Source organism: Pokkaliibacter plantistimulans (genome assembly GCF_003194385.1).
Lineage (GTDB): Bacteria > Pseudomonadota > Gammaproteobacteria > Pseudomonadales > Balneatricaceae > Pokkaliibacter > Pokkaliibacter plantistimulans.
This window is the reverse complement of the sequence record NZ_LAPT01000077.1, coordinates 53,701-72,837: the sequence shown is the minus strand read 5'-3', so window position 1 is coordinate 72,837 and position 19,137 is coordinate 53,701. Positions and strand designations below refer to the sequence as shown.

Sequence of the window (19,137 nt, the reverse complement as noted above, 5' to 3'; positions counted from 1 at the left end):
TATGGCGAGTATATTGGATTGAAATACCGACAATAAGTTCAATACTATTGAGTCAATCTTTCTAAAAACGAATTAATACATGAATACGCTGCTGGCAATGCACAGCTTCTGCAAGGTCATGGAGTACTCCAGCTTTGCTCAGGCTGCCCGCGATCTGAACCTCTCTTCTGCACAGGTCAGCAAACATATCAGTGCACTGGAGGATCACCTCAAGGTCAGGCTGCTGAACCGCACCACACGGCGGGTTACCGCGACGGAAGCAGGCCAGGATTACTACCTGAAATGCCAGCAGATTCTCAACGATATTGAAGTTCTGGAAGCTTCGGTCGGTCAGCACAGCAGCCAGGTACAGGGGATACTGAAAGTCGCCGCACCAATGGACTTTGCCGTCATGTACCTGATGGATCCCATCGCCCGCTTTCAGCAGCTCTACCCTCAGGTACGCATCGAGCTGCATCTGAGTGATGAACGTATCAGCCTGATTGACCGGGGTATGGACGTCGCCATTCGTATTGGTGAACTGGCAGACTCCAGCCTGATAGCCAAGCGCCTTGCTGAAACACGCCCCAGCTATTACGCCTCCCCGTCCTATCTGCGCCAGCACGGTACACCAACGACGCTGGAAGAAATGGCCAGTCATCAGGTCATGCACTATCTGCTGAGCAGTGATGACAAGCCGATGCTCCGTGGCCCCGGTGAAGAACGGGTGCGGCCGCTGCACCCCTGGCATCTGGCCTGCAACAACGGCCGGGCGCTGTGCGAAGCTGCAGCACTGGGAGTGGGTATCATCTCCAAGCCGAACTTCCTTGCCGCGCCTTACCTCCGTGATGGTCGTCTGGTGGAACTGCTGCCGCAACTGCGCCGCCCTGCGCTGGGTATCTATGCCCTCTATCTGCATCGTGCGCTGGTACCGGGCAAGGTGACACAGTTTGTTGAGTTTCTGGCCGAGCACTTTCGTGACGGCGGCAGCTGGAATCGGGTACAGAACAGCGCCAGGGATTAAGCGACTGTTAGAGTGGCCAGCAGCCGGTCTGACCCTGTTCTAATGTGGCACCAACATGGGTCATCCGTCGCCCTCGCCCTCTCCTTCGCCAGACAAAGCGACTTTTCCCCGTCACGGTCGTTTCAGTCCAACAGGCTGCTGGGCTTGTGCAGGCTGAATAAGTAAAATCGCCGATCCGACCGGCACTGCCGGTACTGATCGACAGCAGGAGAACAGGTGTATGGCGTTAAACGCCGCCGATGCGCAGAAATGGGTAGACAGTCTGGGCCCTCGTCCCGACCCGGTTCAGGTTGCCAAAGCCGCCATGGCGATAGAGAAAAAGCTGGTACGTCAGGATGTCAGCTGGCAGGAAAACGAGTTTGAAGAGGCACAGGCCGCGTTGCAGGTGTTGACCGCCTCTTTGTATGAAACGGAATGGAGTGAGCAGGAGCAGGAGCAGATTGCCGCGCTGTCAGCCACGGCCCCAGCGCCCGTCAGGACAGCCCCCGCTGCAGATGCAGCCCAGCCGCAGTTTTCGGCCAACTTTCATCAGCAGCAGGAGGTCACGCCTGCGCCGACCACGGCCGAAGAAAAGCTGGCCCGTTTTGCAGCGCTGAAAGATCAGCTGCAGAAGCGCTGATCAGCCCGGACGATAGCCTGCGTATTGCTCCAGCAGGCGATCAACAATGGCTCGTTGCCCCGCGCGAAAGGCGACCGCACGGGGATAGATCGGCTGTTCACGATCCTGACGAATCGGTCGGTCCCAGCCCTCTGTGGTGCGAATAAAGTCGATGGCGGCCTGCTCACCAAAGTTGTTCAGATAGCCCAGCACGACCACATCGACATAGCTTTGCAGAATCGGGTAGTCCTCATCAGCCCAGCCGTAAAAGTCCTGCTGAGAACGATAGATAAACGCCTCTTCCCCCAGCGTGGTACTGGCACAATGCAGACCCAGCCGGTCATAACCATGTTCACGCTGATCCAGCGCAGGCAGATGCACCAGTGGCGACTGCACCAGTACGCCCAGCAACGACGTACTGTCACAGGGGCGCACTGTCAGGGAGCAATGCCCATGCCCCAGTGTGTGCAGGCGATGCCCCCAGCGGCGGCGCCAGCCGTGCAGTTGATAAGGCCGCGCCACCGTATCCCGTGGCCGGGTCTCATCATTCACTAACGAGCCATAGCCGAAATACCAGAAATGCCCGGCGCTCTGGTCTTCCATCTTGTTCACTTCAGATCTCTCACTGCGGTTATATTCAATTCTCTGTGCCCGTCCGACCCGGCTCGCGTCTGTTCGCTATCTCACGCATCGCCCTCCATCAGGACGACAGGCAGCGCGATCCAAGGATCAGCAAGCTTGCTATAATGCCTCCCCCGCCGCTGCCGATGGAAGCTGTTGTGTCTGTTCTCAAATCTTTTCTGGCCCAGGTTTTACACTGGCCGCGACAACTGACACTGTGGTTGCTGCAGGGGCTGGTGCTGCTCTACCGCTATACCATCAGCCCGCTGCTTGGCAATAACTGCCGTTACACCCCCAGCTGCTCGGAATATGCCATGGAGGCATTGCAACTGCATGGCCCGCTCAAGGGCGGATGGCTGACGCTGAAGCGCCTTGGCCGTTGCCACCCTTTCAGTCACCAGCATGGCTGGGACCCGGTACCCGGCAGTGAATCAACGCAGCAGGCCGGGCGCCGCCAGCGTACCGATAAACAAACTTGTACCCATCAGCATCATCACCAGCGCCGCCGCAAAACCAAAACACCGGTCAAGCAGCGCTAATCCTCTGGGGCGCTCACGCAGCAGGCGATAACCGACTTCCCGCGCCCATACTGCCAGCGTCGCCAGGACACAGACGGTCAGAGCAGTCCCCACGGCCATCAGCACTACCCCTAACACCCCGTACCAGAAGATATGCTGCGACAGGCAGAACACCAGTAACAGTACGGCACCGCTGCAGGGACGCAGGCCAATGGCGGTAACGATGGTCAGCCGTTGACGCCAGAGCGCACGCAGATCGGGCCGAGTGGCAGTGGCAGCACTGTTCGTGCCCGACGATCCGCCTACAGAGATGGTACCCGACGCTACCGATGGCAAGGGTTGCAGCCTGGTGAAGCGCAGCGTTTGCGATTGGGGCGCAGGCCTTGCCATGAGGGACCGCGCCAGTGCTCTCGGATGATGGCCTCTGGCATGATCGCCATGATGATCATGGCCGCAGCAATGATGAGTGCCACGCCAGACCCGCCAGGCGAATACCACACCAAACAGGGCAATAGCCAGATAGCTGACCTGCTCCAGCAGCTGAACGTACTGCGTCACCTTTGCAGAGAGAGCCAGCACGCCCGCCAGCACTCCCACCAGCACCACCGCAACCAGCCCCTGCACCATGGCGGCACCAGCAGATAACCACATCCCCTGACGCCAACGGCTGCGGTCTGCCAGCAGGTAACTGCTGATCACCGCCTTGCCATGGCCCGGACCGGCTGCATGAAAAACACCGTATGCAAAAGAAAGCCCCCACAGCAGCCAGCCATCGCCGGTTTCGATCAGTGCCTGAGTAGCAGCCACCATCTTGCGATGCAGGGAAATCTGCGTGCTTTGAATCCAGTTGACCCAGTCCGCCCACCAGGAGTGATCGGCAGCGAGCTGTTCACGCAGCCCTGCAGCCAGCACTTCAGACGGCAGTACTGCCAGGATCAGCAACACCAGCGAGGCTGTTACTACCCAGCCGGAGGACATAGAAGTACGGGCTGACTGACGCGGAGGTCGGTCACCTTGCCATGTGTACACAGTCATCTCAGGAGTCCTTACAGGAGAAGGTTATCCAGTCAACCGGCACCAAGTCGCGCTTATCGGCCTCCATGGCATCAATGGCCTGATAGTGGCAGGGGGTGGTGCCGAGAAACTGCAGAGCCTCTTTTTCGACCGGAGCCAGGTCAAAATAGTTTTCCGGGTCCAGGAAGCTGAGTTCAACCTTACTGGTCAGAGGCACTGGCGCTTCAGGTTCAATCAGCAGGTGATAGACCACGGCCTTGTTTTCCACAGCCGCGTCCGTAATGACGATATTGGCCATGGGCACCAGCTCATCATCCTTGAGCATCCAGAAGAAGTAGTGGGTCTTTTCCATGGATTCGTTGAGCAGCGCGATCACTTGCCGCTTTTCATCCTCATCCAGCTGATTATTGCTGTTGAGATCGAACTGGCTCATCACATTGGTAGTTGAAAACGGGTCCAGCACCATGCGGGCTTCCAGCTGCAACAGCTGTGTGCCTTGCACTCGCGCCTGCAGGCTGTAGTCGATAAACACATGGGGATGAGCTGAGGCCTGATCGCTGATAACCAGCAGCCCCAGAAGGATCAGTAACTGATGACCTGATCGTGTGAATATGCCCGCTAACCTTCCACCCACCTTGATCACTCCATTGGTAAAGATGGCCGCAGTGTACGTTACCTTGTAACAACAGAAAACCTGCCAGTGCTAGCGCAGTGGAAAGCGTGCACCTTCATAGAGACGGAAATCGGCACCAAAGGCGATATTGAGAAACTCTGCCAGCATACAGGCTGTCAGGCCCCAGATTTCATACTGTTCATAGTGCCAGCAGGGAATATGGGAGCGCAGACCGCGCAGGTCGATAGCATCGATGCGGGAGGGAGGGGTTTCGAGAAAGAACGGCACAGGCACGCGGAACACCGCGGCAATCTCACCTTCATTGGGAGACAGCTGCAACTTGCTCGGCACCAGCCCCACAATCGGAGTGACCTGCAGCCCCCAGCGGGAAATAACCTGACCGGAGCGTCCCAAAACCTCGACCTGAGAAGGTTCAAGTCCAATTTCTTCGTAGGCTTCACGCAGTGCGGTCTGTTCCAGGCTGCTGTCTTCAGGGTCACGTTTGCCACCCGGAAAGGCGACTTCACCACCATGAGTAGACAAGGTGGAGGCCCTGCGGGTCAGTATGATGTGCGGGACTTTTTCATCTCTGGTCAGGGCGATCAGCACCCCTGCCTGAGCCCGACCATGGCCAAGAGTACGCGGCTGATGCCGGTTCAAACGATAAGCCACCTCTTTCCACATGAAGCTGTTCTCAGTCTGCTGTCAGCCGCACATCATAAAGGCATTGAGCTTGAGTCAGGCACTTCAGTCTGTATCGGCGAGACGGAGAGCCTGCACGCTCAATACACTGGCCCAAACCCGGGGCTTGTGGTTATGACATGTGCGGTGCGATAAAACGGTTAAACGACGATCAAACCTTGCCCATACCCGGCGGATGATTAGAATCTAGCGGATCACCCGGCCGGTGGTAAGCGCGATACTGGATCCAATAACAGCATCGTCCTGAAGGCCTCTTGTGCAGGATAATCCGGATAACAAGCTATTACCTGATGGCTGAGCGGGTTTCCCTGTTAGGTTTTATAGAGCAAAAGCACGCCTCCGGCACCCGAATTTGAGGAATATGCATGAATTTCTGCAGTCAGTGCGGTCATCCCGTCGCCCACCAGATCCCACCCGGTGACGACCGTCAGCGCTATATGTGCAATCACTGCGGTGCCATTCATTATCAGAATCCTCGCATCATCGCTGGCACCCTACCGGTCTGGCAGCAGCAGATTCTGCTGTGTCGACGCGCCATTGCCCCCCGGCAAGGCTACTGGACGCTGCCAGCAGGCTTTATGGAAAACGGCGAAACCACACGTCAGGCTGCGGCAAGAGAAACCTGGGAAGAAGCACTGGCCAGAGTGGAGGTGGGTGAGCTTTACACCATCACCAGTATCCCCCACATCAATCAGGTGCAGATGCTCTATCTGGCCGAGTTACCACACCCCGAATATGCTGCAGGCCCTGAAAGTACAGAGGTCAGGCTGTTCAGTGAAGAAGAGATTCCATGGGACGAGCTGGCCTTTCTGACCATCAGCAATGCGCTGAAGCTGTACTTCGAAGATCGGCGCAACGGCGTGTTTCCCACCCGTCATATCGACCTGAATCACTGACCACGGCACACTGCCACACGCTGGTAACAGTGGCACGCTATTTTCCGGGAATAATCTGGTGGCTGTCTGCCACCAGACAAAGAACGACTCGCCTTAGGCCAGTGATCATCGTGCGTTCGTGAACCTCTGTATCTGAATACTAACCTCGCTAGAGCAAAGACAATGCCCTGGCGCCATGGAGACTGCATGTCCTCTTCCACTCCCCCTTCCTCCCATAGCAACGAGCACGGCGCTTCGAAAGAATTTATTGTGCTGATGGCGTTCATCATCTCTCTGGTCGCGCTGTCTATTGATGCCATGTTGCCCGCTCTGCCCGATATTGGTCGCGATCTGGGCGTCAACGAACCCAACCGCAACCAGCTGATCGTCTCCATCCTGATGCTTGGTATGGCCGTTGGCCAAATGATCTACGGCCCTCTGTCCGACAGCATCGGCCGCAAGCCCGCCATTCATCTGGGCTACGGGCTGTTCATCATTGGCAGCCTGCTGTCCATCTTTGCTACTGACTTCAACATAATGCTGCTGGGCCGTTTGCTGCAGGGCGTGGGCGTTTCAGGCCCGCGGATCGTCGCCGTAGCACTGATCCGTGACCGCTTTGAAGGACGCATGATGGCGCAGGTACTGTCTTACGTGATGAGCGTGTTCATCATTGTGCCCGCCATGGCACCTGCGGTAGGGCAGGCCATTCTGCTGTTTACCGAATGGCAGGGCATCTTCGTACTGCTGCTGTTGATGGCCATTGCTGCGCTGGTATGGCTGCAACTGCGCCAGCCCGAAACGCTGACACCTGAGCGACGCAAACCTTTCTCACTCAGGAATATCCTGCGCGCCATTCGCGAGGTCTGTTATACGCCGGTGGCACTGGGCTTCACTCTGGTGACCGGTATCGTGCAAGGGGCCTTCCTTGCTTATCTCAATACGGCACAACAGCTGTTTCAGGTGGAATACGGGCTGGGTGAACACTTCCCCGCCGTCTTCGCTGCCCTGGCACTGGCAATTGGTCTTGCCTCAGTAGCCAATGCGCGCCTGGTGGTGCGTTTTGGCATGCAGAAAATCGCCACTTATGCACTGATGGCCGTATCCGTGATCAGTCTGATCTGCTTCGTCGTATCGGCAATGATGGGAGGGCTACCGCCTCTGTCAGTCCTGATGGGCTTTTTACTGCCACTGCTGTTCTGTGTTGGTCTGCTGTTTGGCAACCTCAACGCGCTGGCAATGGGACCACTGGGTCATATCGCAGGCGTGGGAGCCGCGGTGGTGGGCTGCCTGTCAACGCTGGTCTCCGTCCCCATCGGTATCGTGATTGGACAGGCGTTCAACGGTACCGTACTGCCTCTGATCGGCGGATTTGCACTGCTTGGTGTACTGGCGCTGATCGTGGTGCTGATCATTCGTAGCAAGCTGGGTGAGATTCACTGAGAACATACACAGCGCGATAAGAAGGCTGAGTATTCCCTCAGCCTTTTCTTGTTTCCCACTGAGGTGCACAGGTCACCACCGTGCCAACGATAATCAGGGTCGGCGATGCCAATGGCTGGCGTTGCAGATCTGCTTCGACTTCAGCCAGCGTCGACAACAGCAGTTGTTGTTCCGGGCAGGTGCCCTGCTGAATCAGGGCCACCGGCGTGTCCTGACTCATCCCCCCTCCCAGCAGCCCCGCAACGATGGCACCCAGAGCAGTCAGCCCCATATAGAACACCACTGTCTGCTGTGGACGCGCCAATGACGTCCAGGGCAGATTCAACTCGCTGTCCTGAGGATTGCCGTTGATGTTCTGCAGATGGCCGGTAATGAAAGTCACGCTCTGGGCATGATCACGATGAGTCAGGGGAATGCCACAGTACGCCGAGCAGCCTGATGCTGAAGTGATACCGGGTATCACCTGACAGGAAATGCCTGCCGCCAGTAACTCCTCAACCTCCTCGCCGCCGCGACCAAAGATAAAAGGATCTCCGCCCTTCAGTCGCACGACGAGCTTGCCAGCCTGCGCCTGCTCGACCAGCAAGGTGTTGATCTGATCCTGTGGCAGACTGTGCAGACCTTTGTTCTTGCCGACATAGATGCGTTCGGCATCCGCTCTCGCCATGGCGAGAATCGCGGGCGATACCAGCCGGTCATAGATAATGACATCGGCATGCTGCAGTGCGCGCAATGCTTTCAGCGTCAGCAGATCAGGGTCGCCCGGCCCAGCGCCTACCAGCACGACCATACCGTTCTGAGTACGTTCGGCGGGAAGACGCTGCTGCAACCAGTCCGCTACTGCCTGCGGCTGCAGCGGCAAGCCAAGCTTGGCCTCCTGCCAGACGCTTCGCAGCCAGTCACGTCGTGGTGCGCCCTTGGGCAACGCTGCCTGCCAGCGATCTTTACTCTGCGCCAGCGCTTCAGCCAGCTCGCCGAGGCCAGCGGGTAACAGTTGTTCAATCTCTTCACGCAGAATAGTGGCTAACAACGTCGCCTTGCCTGCTGTCCCCACCGCAAGCTGCACATCACCACGCTGAATCCGGGCAGGAAAGGTCACCGAGCAAAGAGAAGGACGATCCACAACGTTGATAGGGATATGTCGTACCGAGGCCAGCTGAGCAAGCAGCTCAGCTTCCTGCTGGCTGACATCGGCAGCAATAATCAGATCAGCCTGATCAAGATCCGCCTCCTGCCAGTGGCGAATCTCGTAATGTGCTCCCGCGTCCGTCAACGCACGTTCGACATTAGGTACCAGCACATCAGCAACAAGATGAACCTCGAAGCCCGCTTCCAGCAAGGGGCGCAACTTGGCTTCTGCCTGCATACCACCACCGATAAGCAGAGCCCGGCGTCCCTGACTGACGAAAAACAAGGGTAACGATTTCATCTACTAGCAGACCTGTACTGACGTCCCAACCACGGTGACAGACTTGGAATGTGCTCACGGTCTCCTACGCGTCAGCCATACGGCGTTGAAAAGACCTTCGGTTGCTCATTTACGTCAAGTAAACTCCGCTTCCTCAGCGCTTCTCGCCTTGTCTGGCGCGAGATCGTGAACACCTTCTTAACAGCGACCGATGCTAATATAGCCAAAGGCAATATTAAACCCTGATGCAATATCGTTATTTTCTATATAAAGCGTAAATCTTTCTAACCATCCATTCAGCTGGCCCGGTAAGTGCCAGATCCGTGCCCTGTCACCTACCGTTGATTTCCGGCCATTCACGCTGATCAGCCTTGTCGGGTGATCCGCACAAAATAGTGATTGTTGCAGACATGACAGGGCTTGATGCTGCCCGCCTCCGTCATGCAATGCATATGGCCACACTCATTGCATTTAAAGGTGCCGGGGGCCGCCACCTCGCCACTGACGTACACATCATCTTCGAGTGTCAGACGATGCTGCAGTTCCAGCATGTCCAGCTGACTGCGATCAGCCAGACTGAGCAGCATGTCAGCAGTACGATGCTCCAGCAGCTCTATATCAAACTGCAACCAGCGTTTGAGTTCCTCCCGGGAGGAGCCTGCATTGGTTGCCATCGAATGGATGTCACGCCGCACCCAGGCCTTGAGCAGCTCGATCTCATCTTTGGTCATATCCTCGGCGGCCAGTTCGAGTTTGGCGGCCTCTTCAAGCCGGTCCTGAATCGCCTTCCAGGATCGATCCTCCACACTTTCCAGCAACTGCTCCATCCGCGCCAGCAGACGCTGATAGAGCGAGACCTGTTTCCCTTGATTTTGCTGATCTGACATCGCCTTCTCCTTGCAGTGGCACAGTTGTTTCTCTAGGTTATAATGCTTGCCTTACCAATCCGCGACCCCCAGCCACGACACAGCATCGGAATCTGACGACTGTCTGACTGGCGTCAACCCTACGGCGAGCTCCAGGCCAGACCTGGCGGCCATCCGGAACAGCAGATACCAAGCAGAATGAACGAACACTATCAACCGCACGACATCGAAGCCGCCGCCCAGCGATTCTGGGAAGACAACAAAACCTTTGAAGTGTCACAGGACGACAGCAAAGAGAAGTTCTACTGCCTGTCCATGTTCCCCTACCCCAGCGGCCGACTGCATATGGGGCACGTGCGTAACTACACTATTGGTGACGTAATCACCCGCTATCAACGCATGCTCGGCAAGAATGTGCTGCAACCCATGGGCTGGGACGCGTTTGGTCTGCCTGCTGAAAACGCAGCTATCAAGAACAATGTTCCTCCCGCCAAGTGGACCTACGAAAACATCGATTACATGCGTAACCAGTTGAAGCGCCTGGGCTTTGGCTACGACTGGCAGCGTGAAATCGCCACCTGCCACCCCGAGTACTATCGCTGGGAGCAATGGTTCTTCACCAAGCTGATGGACAAAGGGCTGGTCTACAAGAAAAACGCTGTAGTCAACTGGGACCCGGTAGACCAGACCGTACTGGCCAACGAACAGGTTATTGATGGCAAAGGCTGGCGCTCTGGTGCTCCGGTTGAGCGCAAGGAAATCCCCCAGTGGTTCCTGAAAATTACTGATTATGCCGATGAACTGCTGGCCGATCTGGACAAGATGGAAGGCTGGCCGGAGCAGGTCAAAACCATGCAACGCAACTGGATCGGTCGCTCCGAAGGGGTGGATCTGCAGTTCGCAGTTGAAGGCGAAGAGCCGCTGTCGGTATTTACTACCCGTCCTGACACCCTGTACGGCGTGACCTATGTGGCCGTTGCTTCACAGCACCCTCTGGCACTGAAGGCCGCCGAGCGGAATCCTGAGCTGGCCGCCTATATCGAGCGTTGCCGCCATCTGAAAGTGGCCGAAGCGGATATGGCAAAGCTGGAGAAAGAAGGCTTTGACACCGGTTTCGTGGCGATTCACCCGCTGACTGGCAAGAAAATCCCGGTCTGGACCGCCAACTTCGTGCTGATGGACTACGGTTCAGGCGCTGTCATGTCTGTGCCTGCACACGACCAGCGTGACTGGGAGTTTGCCAGGAAATACAACCTGCCAATCATTCAGGTCATCAAGCCTGACAATGACAAGATCGAAGTCAATCTCGACAAGGAAGCGCTGACCGAAAAAGGCGTGCTGATCAACTCTGCTGAATTCGATGACCTGACTTCCGAGATCGCCTTCAAAGCCATCGCTGCTACCCTGGAAGAGCAGGGTGCAGGCAAGGTCACCATCAATTACCGTCTGCGTGACTGGGGTGTATCGCGTCAGCGTTACTGGGGTGCTCCCATTCCGGTGATCAACTGCGCCTGCTGTGGTGCCGTGCCCGTTCCGGAAGAACAGTTACCAGTGGTGTTGCCCGAAGACATCGAATTCGATGGCGTCGGCTCCCCCATCAAGAAAATGCCATCGTTCTATGAAACCACCTGTCCGAAATGCGGTGGTGCAGCTGAACGTGAAACCGATACCTTCGACACCTTTATGGAGTCGTCCTGGTACTACGCACGCTTTGCCAGCCGCAACTGCAATAACGCCATGCTGGACGGTGAGGCCAACTACTGGAGCCCGGTCAACCAGTACATCGGCGGTATCGAACACGCCATCCTGCACCTGCTCTACTCACGCTTCTTCCACAAGCTGATGCGCGACATGGGCCTGGTCAGCTCGGATGAACCCTTCGAAAACCTGCTGACGCAGGGCATGGTGCTGGCTGACACCTACTACCGTGAAGATGAGAAAGGTGGTCAGCACTGGTACTCACCACTGGATGTCACCGTCAAGCGTGATGACAAGGGCAATATTGTCAGCGCCACTCTGAACAGTGATGGCGAGCCGGTGCTGTCTGCTGGCATGAGCAAGATGTCCAAGTCAAAGAACAACGGTATCGATCCACAAACCATGATCGACCGCTTCGGTGCCGACACCGTGCGTCTGTTCATGATGTTTGCAGCACCGCCCGAACTGTCGCTGGAGTGGTCTGACTCCGGCGTCGAAGGTGCCAACCGCTTCCTCAAGCGGATGTGGAAACTGGTCAACGACCATGCCGTCAAAGGTCAGGCTGGCGCACTGGATGTGGCCAATCTGACAGAAGAACAGCGTGATTTGCGCCGCAAGGCTCACGAAACGGTTCAGAAAGTGACTGACGACATCGATCGCCGTCACACCTTCAACACGGCCATTGCCGCAGTGATGGAGCTGTGCAACGCCATCTCCAAATTCAGCGACAGCTCGGCGCAGGGTCTGGCGGTGGAGCACGAAGCCCTGTCCATGGCCGTGCAGTTGCTTTCTCCCATCACTCCCCATATCAGCCATCAGCTGTGGCTGGATCTGGGCCACCGTGAAGCGGTCTGCGACAGCGCCTGGCCCAAGGTCGACAGCGCCGCTCTGGTACGTACTACTGTTGATATGGTAGTGCAGGTCAACGGCAAGACCCGTGGCAAGATCACCATTGCGGCGGATACCGAGCGCAGTGTGATTCAGCAGCTGGCACTGGCTGAAGACAACGTACAGCGCCATGTAGCAGATCAGACCGTCCGCAAGGTGATTGTCGTTCCAGGCAAGCTGGTCAACATCGTTGTAGGTGGTTGATCCCCCTCAGAGACAAGGCTTGACGCGCGGCCAGATGTCGCGCGTTGCTCACTTCAAGCAAGGAGATAAGCATGCGTTTTTGGATAGTGCTGTTGAGCGCTCTGTGGCTGGGTGGTTGCGGTTTCCAGCTGCGTGGCGCCCAGAATGGCGAAACCGGTCTGGTGATGCCAGTGAAAGCCAAACCTCCTCTGGAAGAACGGATTCAGGCCAAGCTGACCCAATTGGGTATTGACGGCAGCTACCATGGCGGCGACTACATGCAGATCATGTATGTGGACGAGCGTCGTGACCGCAGTCTGTTGGGCAGTGACGGCTCTGCAACTGAATATCTGCTGACCACCACGCTGACCTATAAGCTGGTCAACCCCTCGGCTGACACGCCTAATGTGCCGAAGAAGCTGCGACTAGAGCGCACTTATCGTTACAACCAGGACACACTGCTGGCGTCTGATACTCAGGAAGCTCAAATACGCGATGAAATGCTGGGCGAACTGCTCAATCAACTGCTGATGCGCTATCGTGCAGCGGAACACCGTGTTGAACCCCGCGAGTAACAAGTAGTTCCGCATGAAGCTCAAAGCTGAGCAACTCGACTCTCACCTCGATAAAGGTCTGTCACCGGTCTATATGCTGACCGGTGACGAGCCTTTGCTGATGCAGGAATGTGCCGACCAGATCCGTAGCCAGGCGCGCAAGCGTGGCTTCGGTGACCGGGAGGTTTTTCATGTGGAAACCGGCTTCAACTGGGAACAGGTGCTGGCTTCTGCCAACAGCCTCTCTCTGTTTGCAGAGCAAAAACTGCTGGATGTAAGGCTGTCAGGCAAGCCGAACGATCAAGGCAGCAAGGCACTGCTTGAGTACGCCTCACGCCCGCCACAGGACACGGTGTTACTGCTTACCTTACCCAAACTCGACAGCAGTGCGATGAAGGCCAAGTGGGTCAATGCCATCGAGCAGTCCGGTGTGCTGATACAAATCTGGCCCATGGATGCTCAGGGACTCCCTCGCTGGCTGGCGCAACGCGCCAAGCAAAAGGGACTACGCCTGACGACCGCTGCAGTGGAAGTCCTGGCACAACGAGTAGAGGGAAACCTGCTCGCCGCTATGCAGGAGCTGGATATGCTGGCTCTGGTCAGTGATGGCGCCGAAATCGATGATGAACAGATTCTCGATCTGGTGGGTAACCACGCGCGTCATGACGTCTACGATCTGTGTCGAGTTGCTTTCAGTGGCGACTGGCCAGCGACACTGCGCATCCTGTCACACTTACGTCAGGACAGCGCCGAGCCCACATTGATGCTTTGGGCATTAACTCGTGAGTTGCGCGATCTGCTGCAACTGCTACGCCTGCAACGAGACGGTATGAACTTTGATAATGCCTGCCGACAGGCCCGGATATTTCCTCAACAGCGCCAGACTCCCCTTCGTAAAGCAGCGCAGCGTTGCCGTCCGGCATTGCTGGTGGCTCTGCTGCGACAGGCTCAGCAACTGGATGTCTTCAGCAAGACAGGGCAGACCGCCCTGTTCTGGACTGAGCTGGAATTGTGGCTATCTCATCTGACTGGCCATCCCCTGCCCTTACCTTTCTACCGTCAATGACGGCGCTTGCCCGAGCACCTGCAGTCAGGCCAATTGGCGTTGAAAGCCCTGCAGAATGCTCATTCAGGCACACTGCCATTGCACAGGCAAAAGATGCCTACTCTCTGCGTTTCACCTTGCCTGGTGCTGGCCCGCGAAATCGTGCACACGCACTGAGAGTGCTGCGATGATTGCGACAGGGCCTGCACCCCCGGCCTTTCCTTTACATTCAGCAGACAGATCTTTGACCTTCCCTCTTGGCGAATGCCGCTACACTTGTACAGGAAGTCATTCCCCTCACTCAAGGACACAGCAATGCAACAGAGATTGACTGCCCTGTTGTTGGTACTCAGCAGCTGCACCACCGGTGCCGCGCTGGCCAATGACGATCACAAAGGCCCTCATATTCCCAAAGTGGCAATAGAGGCGTGCGCCAGCAAGCAGGAAGGCCAGGCCTGTTCATTCCTCGGGCGACAGGGTGAAACTGTCAGCGGCGTGTGTAGCAGCGCTCCCCCCATGCGCCCTCCACAGGAAGGTCAGGGAAATCAGCAACCACCTCAGCCACAACAGTCAGGCAACGACATGCCACCACCACCCCAAGGCGAAAAGGTCATGGCCTGCCGCCCCGATCATCCGCCACAGGGTGATATGCCACCACCGCAGTAAACCGCGGCAGTACCTTGTTCAAAAGGACATCGCAAAAAGACAAAAGCAGCCATGGGCTGCTTTTGTCTTTTTTACAGAAGGAGGTAGTAAGAATCAGCTTACTTTCTCACCATGGGCCTGCTTATCAGCATGATAACTGGAGCGAACCAGAGGGCCGCTGGCAACATGCAGGAAGCCCAGATCCTCGGCAATGCGCCCAAGCTCAGCAAACTCTTCCGGCGTAACAAACCGATCTACCGGCAAGTGATGGCGCGAAGGCTGCAGATATTGCCCCATGGTGACCATGTCCACATCGTGTGCGCGCAAATCTTTCAACACCTGCACGATCTCTTCATTGCTCTCACCCAACCCCAGCATCAGGCCCGACTTGGTTTTGACCTCAGGACGCATCGCCTTGTAGCGCTGCAGCAGGGTCAATGACCACTGGTAGTCAGAACCAGGGCGAATCTTGCGATACAGCCGTGGGATCGATTCCATATTGTGGTTGAAGACATCAGGAGGTGTGGCGGCAAGAATATCCAGAGCGATATCCATGCGACCACGGAAGTCAGGCACCAGCACTTCAATTTCGATCTTCGGTGAACGCTCACGGGTTTCACGGATACATTCAGCAAAATGCTGCGCACCGCCGTCGCGCAAATCATCACGATCTACCGAGGTGATAACGACATAGCGAAGACCCATATCGGCAATCGCTTCAGCCAGTTCGCGTGGCTCATCCTTGCTCAGAGCATTGGGACGCCCGTGCGCCACATCACAGAAAGGACAGCGACGGGTACAAATCTCACCCATGATCATGAAGGTAGCAGTGCCCTTGCTAAAGCACTCACCCAGGTTAGGGCAGCTGGCTTCCTCACAGACCGAGGCCAGTTTGTGCTGACGCAGTTTGGCCTTGATGCGCTGCACTTCAGGAGAAGCGGGAATACGAACCTTCAGCCAGGAAGGCTTACGCGGCATCTCTTCGGTCGGCATGATCTTGACCGGGATACGCGCCATCTTATCGGCACCGCGAAGTTTGACGCCTTGTTCAACCCGCTTGGGAGTATTGGGTTCAACAACTACGGCAGCGTCACTGGCCGCAGTGTGGGGTTCCGCAACGAGGGGCTGTACATGCTCAGACATAAACGTGGTCCAGATGCTGGTAAAAAGAGGTGTGAGTATAGCCTAACTTTGTAGTCAGGTATTTCTGCAGCGCAGCAGAAACATCGGACACTGTGGTGCCGGGGCGATGCGCCACCACTTGTGTCATCTGCAGCCCCTTGTAGCCACAAGGGTTGATACGCAGGAAGGGGCTGAGATCCATGTCTACATTGAGTGCCAGGCCATGAAAACTGCAGCCGCGACGTACACGCAGCCCCAATGAGCAAATCTTATCGCCATCGACGTAGACGCCAGGTGCATCGGCCTTGGGATAAGAGCTGATGCCATACTGCTCCAACACCGTCACCACCGCGCTTTCCATCAGTGTCACCAGTTCCCTGACACCAATATGATTACGGCGCAAATCAAGCAGTAAATAACACACCAGCTGACCGGGGCCGTGATAGGTGACCTGGCCACCACGGTCCACATTGACTACCGGGATATCGCCTGGAGCCAGAACGTGCTCAGCTTTACCCGCCTGCCCCTGAGTAAACACCGGTGAGTGCTGAACGATCCAGATCTCATCCTGTTGCTCGGGTCCACGCTGATCAGTAAAGCGCTGCATGGCTTTCCAGATCGGCTCATAGGGTTGCACGCCGAGGTCCCGAACAGTCAGTGACCTGGTAGGCTCCACAGCAGAGTCAGTCTTCTCGCTATCCTGCATCAGAGCACCATTTTCACCAGTCCAGTACCTTTCAGATCATCAAACATGGCCTGCAACTGGGCGGTGCCCGTGGCGGTAATTTCCATGGTCAGAGATACGAAACGACCATTACGGCTAACGCTCTCGCGAATGATGGTCTGATCAAAACCGGGGGCGTGACGTTCAATAATTTCAATAACGACCCGGCTATAGTGCGGTACGTTATCTCCCATCACCTTGATGGGGTAATTGGGGCAAGGGAACTCGATCTTTGGCGCTTGCGGATCGCTTTCTTTCATATGCCGTCTGTCCTGCTAATAGATCTTAGACAATGCCAGTCATAACAGAGCCTGCGAGTCCGGAAACTCAAGGCTGGGTATAGGTACCCGTATGCTGCTGATAGAGGGCAGCCATTTTTGCCCAAACGGGGCCCGGTTGTCCATTTGCAACAGGCTGCTCATCCACTTTCACCACTGGCAGCACACCGCGCGACGAGGAGCTAAGCCACACTTCTTCTGCACTGTAGAGCTCAGCCACGCTGATATCCGTTTCAGAAACTGGCATCGCTGCCTGCCTTGCCAGCTGCAACAAAAGGCTCCGGGTTGTCCCCCCTAGGATATGGGGACTCAGTGGAGGGGTCACAATCTCTCCATTGAGAACAATAAAGAGATTACAGCTCGACCCTTCCAGCACCAGACCCCCTTTGACCAGCAACGCATCTTCCGCACCGGCGCGCTGCGCCAGTTGTCGGGCCAGTATGTTCGGCAACAGCATGGTCGATTTGATGTCGCAACGCCCCCAGCGCACATCCTCAGTCAACACTACTTTGACGCCATTGACCTGTTCAACTGGCCTGGCCAGAGGAGCCGGGATGGGCTGGCAACAGGCAAATACCGTCGGCTGAATGGCCGCGCTGTAGGTCATACTTCGACGACCTTCACTGCCACGGGATACCTGGATATAAACGGCCTGATGGCCACCGCCGTTATGCTCAACCAGCTGCAGACAGAGCTGCTGCCAGTCCATTTCAACAGTAATCCCGATAGCATTGAGACTATTGGCGAAACGCTGCAGATGGGCCTGCATCTCCAGTCCCTGACCATCGACGACAGGAATCAGCTCATAGACGCTATCGGCAAACAGAAAGCCCCGATCAAATACCGAGACTTTTGCTTCCTCCGCCGCCATAAAGACTCCATTGAGGTATACCGTCGACATGGACACTCTCCTCTCATCGTCATTCCAGCTTCAGCTGTTGAAGGCCAGCACACAGTGCTGATACCTGCGATCAGGCAAAAAAATAACTCCCTTCATGCCAAGGCATGAAGGGAGTTATTTATTACGGTTAAAAGAGAATCCATTCTCCCCCAGTTAAATGCAAAGTCTTACTCACGGGGAGCGGATCTATAGGTTACAGCCAGCCCTGAACCTTACGGATCACGCTATCGCTCATACGTTTGAAGAAGCCACCTTCTTCGACTTTGTTCAGCGCAACCAGCGGCACCTGGCGCACCACCTGATCACCCAGCTTGATGCTGACAGTTCCCATCTGCTCACCTTCGGCAATCGGTGCTTCCAGCGCATGGTTCACTTCCAGAGAGGCCTGCAGGTTTGCCCCCTGACCACGAGGAATTACAACATTCAGCGGCGTCGCCAGACCCACTGACAGCTGGTCAACATCACCACCCCAGATGCGCAGGCTCTGCAGAGACTGTTTGGCATCGTACAGGTGCTGAGTTTCATAGTAGCGGTAGCCGTAAGCCAGCAGCTTCTGCATTTCCTGAGCGCGAGCCTGAATGCTGTCGGTACCAAACTCCACGCCGATCAGACGAGTATTATCCCGCTTGGCAGACGCTACCAGGCAATAACCGGCCTCATCGGTATGACCGGTTTTCAGGCCATCAACGCTGGGATCGCGATCCAGCAGCAGGTTGCGATTAGGCTGGCGGATATTGTTGTAGGTGAACTCTTTCTCAGCATACAGAGCATAGTGATCGGGGTAGTTCTGGATGATATCGCGCGCCAGAATTGCCATATCATAAGCGCTGGAGTAGTGATTGGGATGGGGCAAGCCCGTAGGGTTCATGAAGTGGGTATCTTTCATGCCCAGGCGCTGAGCCATCTGGTTCATCAGATCAGCAAAAGCATCTTCACTGCCGGCAATATGTTCCGCCATGGCCACCGTGGCATCGTTCCCTGACTGAATGACGATACCGCGCATGAGGTCCATGACCGGTACCTGAGTCCCTTCACGAACGAACATGCGGGAGCCGCCTGTCTTCCAGGCATTGACGCTGATATTGACCAGATCATTGGGCTTCAGACGGCCACGATCCATCTCTGACTCAGCAATGTAAGCCGTCATCAACTTGGTCAGGCTGGCTGGAGGAAGTCGCTCGTGCTCGTTACTGGCCACCAGAATCTGGCCGGTCGTGGCCTCCATCAGAATATAGGATTTGGCAGCGATGTCCGGCGCAGCAGGCACCATTACCTGATTGACAGGTGCAGGAGTAGGAAGAGGCACGGTTTCGGCATGCACTCCCACGGCGGAAAACAGCAAAGGAACGGTGAGGAAACTTGCACTAAGGGTACGTACTGTATTCAACATGACAGGTTCGGTCTTTGGATTTCACTGACGAACAACAATTTAACCGGAAAG

At 56.2% G+C, this 19,137-nt stretch carries 20 protein-coding genes; 9 read left to right on the top strand and 11 right to left on the bottom strand.

The genetic code is table 11. The features are described 5' to 3' along the window. Nucleotides 1–79: 79 nt before the first annotated feature. A complete protein-coding gene (locus WH50_RS15875; RefSeq protein WP_110188182.1) occupies nt 80–1,003 on the top strand; it encodes a LysR family transcriptional regulator in 924 nt (307 codons plus the stop codon). A 220-nt stretch (nt 1,004–1,223) separates the two neighbouring features. After that, the gene (locus WH50_RS15870) at nt 1,224–1,622 is read left to right on the top strand and encodes a hypothetical protein (RefSeq protein WP_110188181.1); all 399 of its coding nucleotides are present in this window, start codon (nt 1,224–1,226) and stop codon (nt 1,620–1,622) included. On the opposite strand, the gene WH50_RS15865 is transcribed toward WH50_RS15870, so the two are convergent. Further along, nucleotides 1,623–2,204 (bottom strand): gamma-glutamylcyclotransferase family protein, encoded by a 582-nt coding sequence (locus tag WH50_RS15865; RefSeq protein WP_110188180.1) that lies wholly within the window; start codon nt 2,202–2,204, stop codon nt 1,623–1,625. Between the two features lie 176 nt (nt 2,205–2,380). On the opposite strand from WH50_RS15865, the gene yidD reads away from it, so the two are divergent. Then, nucleotides 2,381–2,761 (top strand): membrane protein insertion efficiency factor YidD, encoded by a 381-nt coding sequence (gene yidD / locus WH50_RS15860; RefSeq protein ID WP_412053294.1) that lies wholly within the window; start codon nt 2,381–2,383, stop codon nt 2,759–2,761. Here the strand turns inward: yidD and WH50_RS15855 are convergent. The 3 genes from WH50_RS15855 to WH50_RS15845 all read right to left on the bottom strand — a co-directional run bounded on the left by WH50_RS15855 (nt 2,654) and on the right by WH50_RS15845 (nt 5,051). Next, entirely contained in the window at nt 2,654–3,775 is a 1,122-nt protein-coding gene (locus tag WH50_RS15855) for a nickel/cobalt transporter (protein WP_110188179.1), read from the bottom strand. The genes yidD and WH50_RS15855 overlap by 108 nt on opposite strands. Nucleotide 3,776: 1 nt before the next feature. Beyond that, nucleotides 3,777–4,388: a DUF1007 family protein gene (locus WH50_RS15850; protein WP_165838446.1), complete on the bottom strand. Its 612-nt coding sequence runs from the start codon at nt 4,386–4,388 to the stop codon at nt 3,777–3,779. Between the two features lie 69 nt (nt 4,389–4,457). Beyond that, nucleotides 4,458–5,051, bottom strand: a complete 594-nt coding sequence (locus WH50_RS15845; protein ID WP_110188177.1) for a CoA pyrophosphatase — start codon at nt 5,049–5,051, stop codon at nt 4,458–4,460. A gap of 383 nt (nt 5,052–5,434) precedes the next feature. Here WH50_RS15845 and WH50_RS15840 point away from each other — a divergent pair, with 383 nt between their 5' ends. Next, nucleotides 5,435–5,965, top strand: a complete 531-nt coding sequence (locus WH50_RS15840; protein WP_104151923.1) for an NUDIX hydrolase — start codon at nt 5,435–5,437, stop codon at nt 5,963–5,965. Between the two features lie 186 nt (nt 5,966–6,151). After that, on the top strand, nt 6,152–7,384 hold the full coding sequence (locus WH50_RS15835; protein ID WP_110188200.1) for a multidrug effflux MFS transporter: 1,233 nt from the start codon (nt 6,152–6,154) through the stop codon (nt 7,382–7,384). A gap of 37 nt (nt 7,385–7,421) precedes the next feature. Here WH50_RS15835 and cysG read toward each other — a convergent pair whose 3' ends face one another. Both cysG and WH50_RS15825 read right to left on the bottom strand, forming a co-directional pair. After that, nucleotides 7,422–8,813 carry a siroheme synthase CysG gene (cysG, locus tag WH50_RS15830; RefSeq protein ID WP_110188176.1) on the bottom strand — a complete coding sequence of 464 codons (1,392 nt, stop codon included), beginning with the start codon at nt 8,811–8,813 and terminating at the stop codon, nt 7,422–7,424. A gap of 344 nt (nt 8,814–9,157) precedes the next feature. Further along, the gene (locus WH50_RS15825) at nt 9,158–9,679 is read right to left on the bottom strand and encodes a zinc ribbon-containing protein (protein WP_110188175.1); all 522 of its coding nucleotides are present in this window, start codon (nt 9,677–9,679) and stop codon (nt 9,158–9,160) included. 177 nt (nt 9,680–9,856) lie between these two features. Here WH50_RS15825 and leuS point away from each other — a divergent pair, with 177 nt between their 5' ends. The 4 genes from leuS (at nt 9,857) to WH50_RS15805 (ending at nt 14,692) form a co-directional block, all read left to right on the top strand. Then, a complete protein-coding gene (leuS, locus tag WH50_RS15820; RefSeq protein ID WP_110188174.1) occupies nt 9,857–12,448 on the top strand; it encodes a leucine--tRNA ligase in 2,592 nt (863 codons plus the stop codon). 71 nt (nt 12,449–12,519) lie between these two features. Beyond that, nucleotides 12,520–13,002, top strand: coding sequence for an LPS-assembly lipoprotein LptE (locus WH50_RS15815; protein ID WP_110188173.1), 483 nt, complete (start codon nt 12,520–12,522; stop codon nt 13,000–13,002). A 13-nt stretch (nt 13,003–13,015) separates the two neighbouring features. Beyond that, nucleotides 13,016–14,047: a DNA polymerase III subunit delta gene (gene holA / locus WH50_RS15810; RefSeq protein WP_110188172.1), complete on the top strand. Its 1,032-nt coding sequence runs from the start codon at nt 13,016–13,018 to the stop codon at nt 14,045–14,047. A 294-nt stretch (nt 14,048–14,341) separates the two neighbouring features. After that, nucleotides 14,342–14,692: a hypothetical protein gene (locus WH50_RS15805; protein WP_110188171.1), complete on the top strand. Its 351-nt coding sequence runs from the start codon at nt 14,342–14,344 to the stop codon at nt 14,690–14,692. Between the two features lie 93 nt (nt 14,693–14,785). Here WH50_RS15805 and lipA read toward each other — a convergent pair whose 3' ends face one another. From lipA to WH50_RS15780, 5 genes are all read right to left on the bottom strand, one after another. Next, nucleotides 14,786–15,688, bottom strand: coding sequence for a lipoyl synthase (gene lipA, locus WH50_RS15800; RefSeq protein WP_243410130.1), 903 nt, complete (start codon nt 15,686–15,688; stop codon nt 14,786–14,788). 118 nt (nt 15,689–15,806) lie between these two features. Then, the gene (gene lipB / locus WH50_RS15795) at nt 15,807–16,499 is read right to left on the bottom strand and encodes a lipoyl(octanoyl) transferase LipB (RefSeq protein ID WP_110188169.1); all 693 of its coding nucleotides are present in this window, start codon (nt 16,497–16,499) and stop codon (nt 15,807–15,809) included. After that, nucleotides 16,499–16,777, bottom strand: coding sequence for a YbeD family protein (locus WH50_RS15790; protein ID WP_110188168.1), 279 nt, complete (start codon nt 16,775–16,777; stop codon nt 16,499–16,501). The genes lipB and WH50_RS15790 overlap by 1 nt, the downstream gene beginning before the upstream one ends. A 67-nt stretch (nt 16,778–16,844) precedes the next feature. After that, entirely contained in the window at nt 16,845–17,696 is an 852-nt protein-coding gene (locus WH50_RS15785; protein WP_110188167.1) for a D-amino acid aminotransferase, read from the bottom strand. 193 nt (nt 17,697–17,889) lie between these two features. Then, the gene (locus WH50_RS15780) at nt 17,890–19,086 is read right to left on the bottom strand and encodes a D-alanyl-D-alanine carboxypeptidase family protein (protein WP_341476837.1); all 1,197 of its coding nucleotides are present in this window, start codon (nt 19,084–19,086) and stop codon (nt 17,890–17,892) included. Nucleotides 19,087–19,137: the final 51 nt, after the last annotated feature.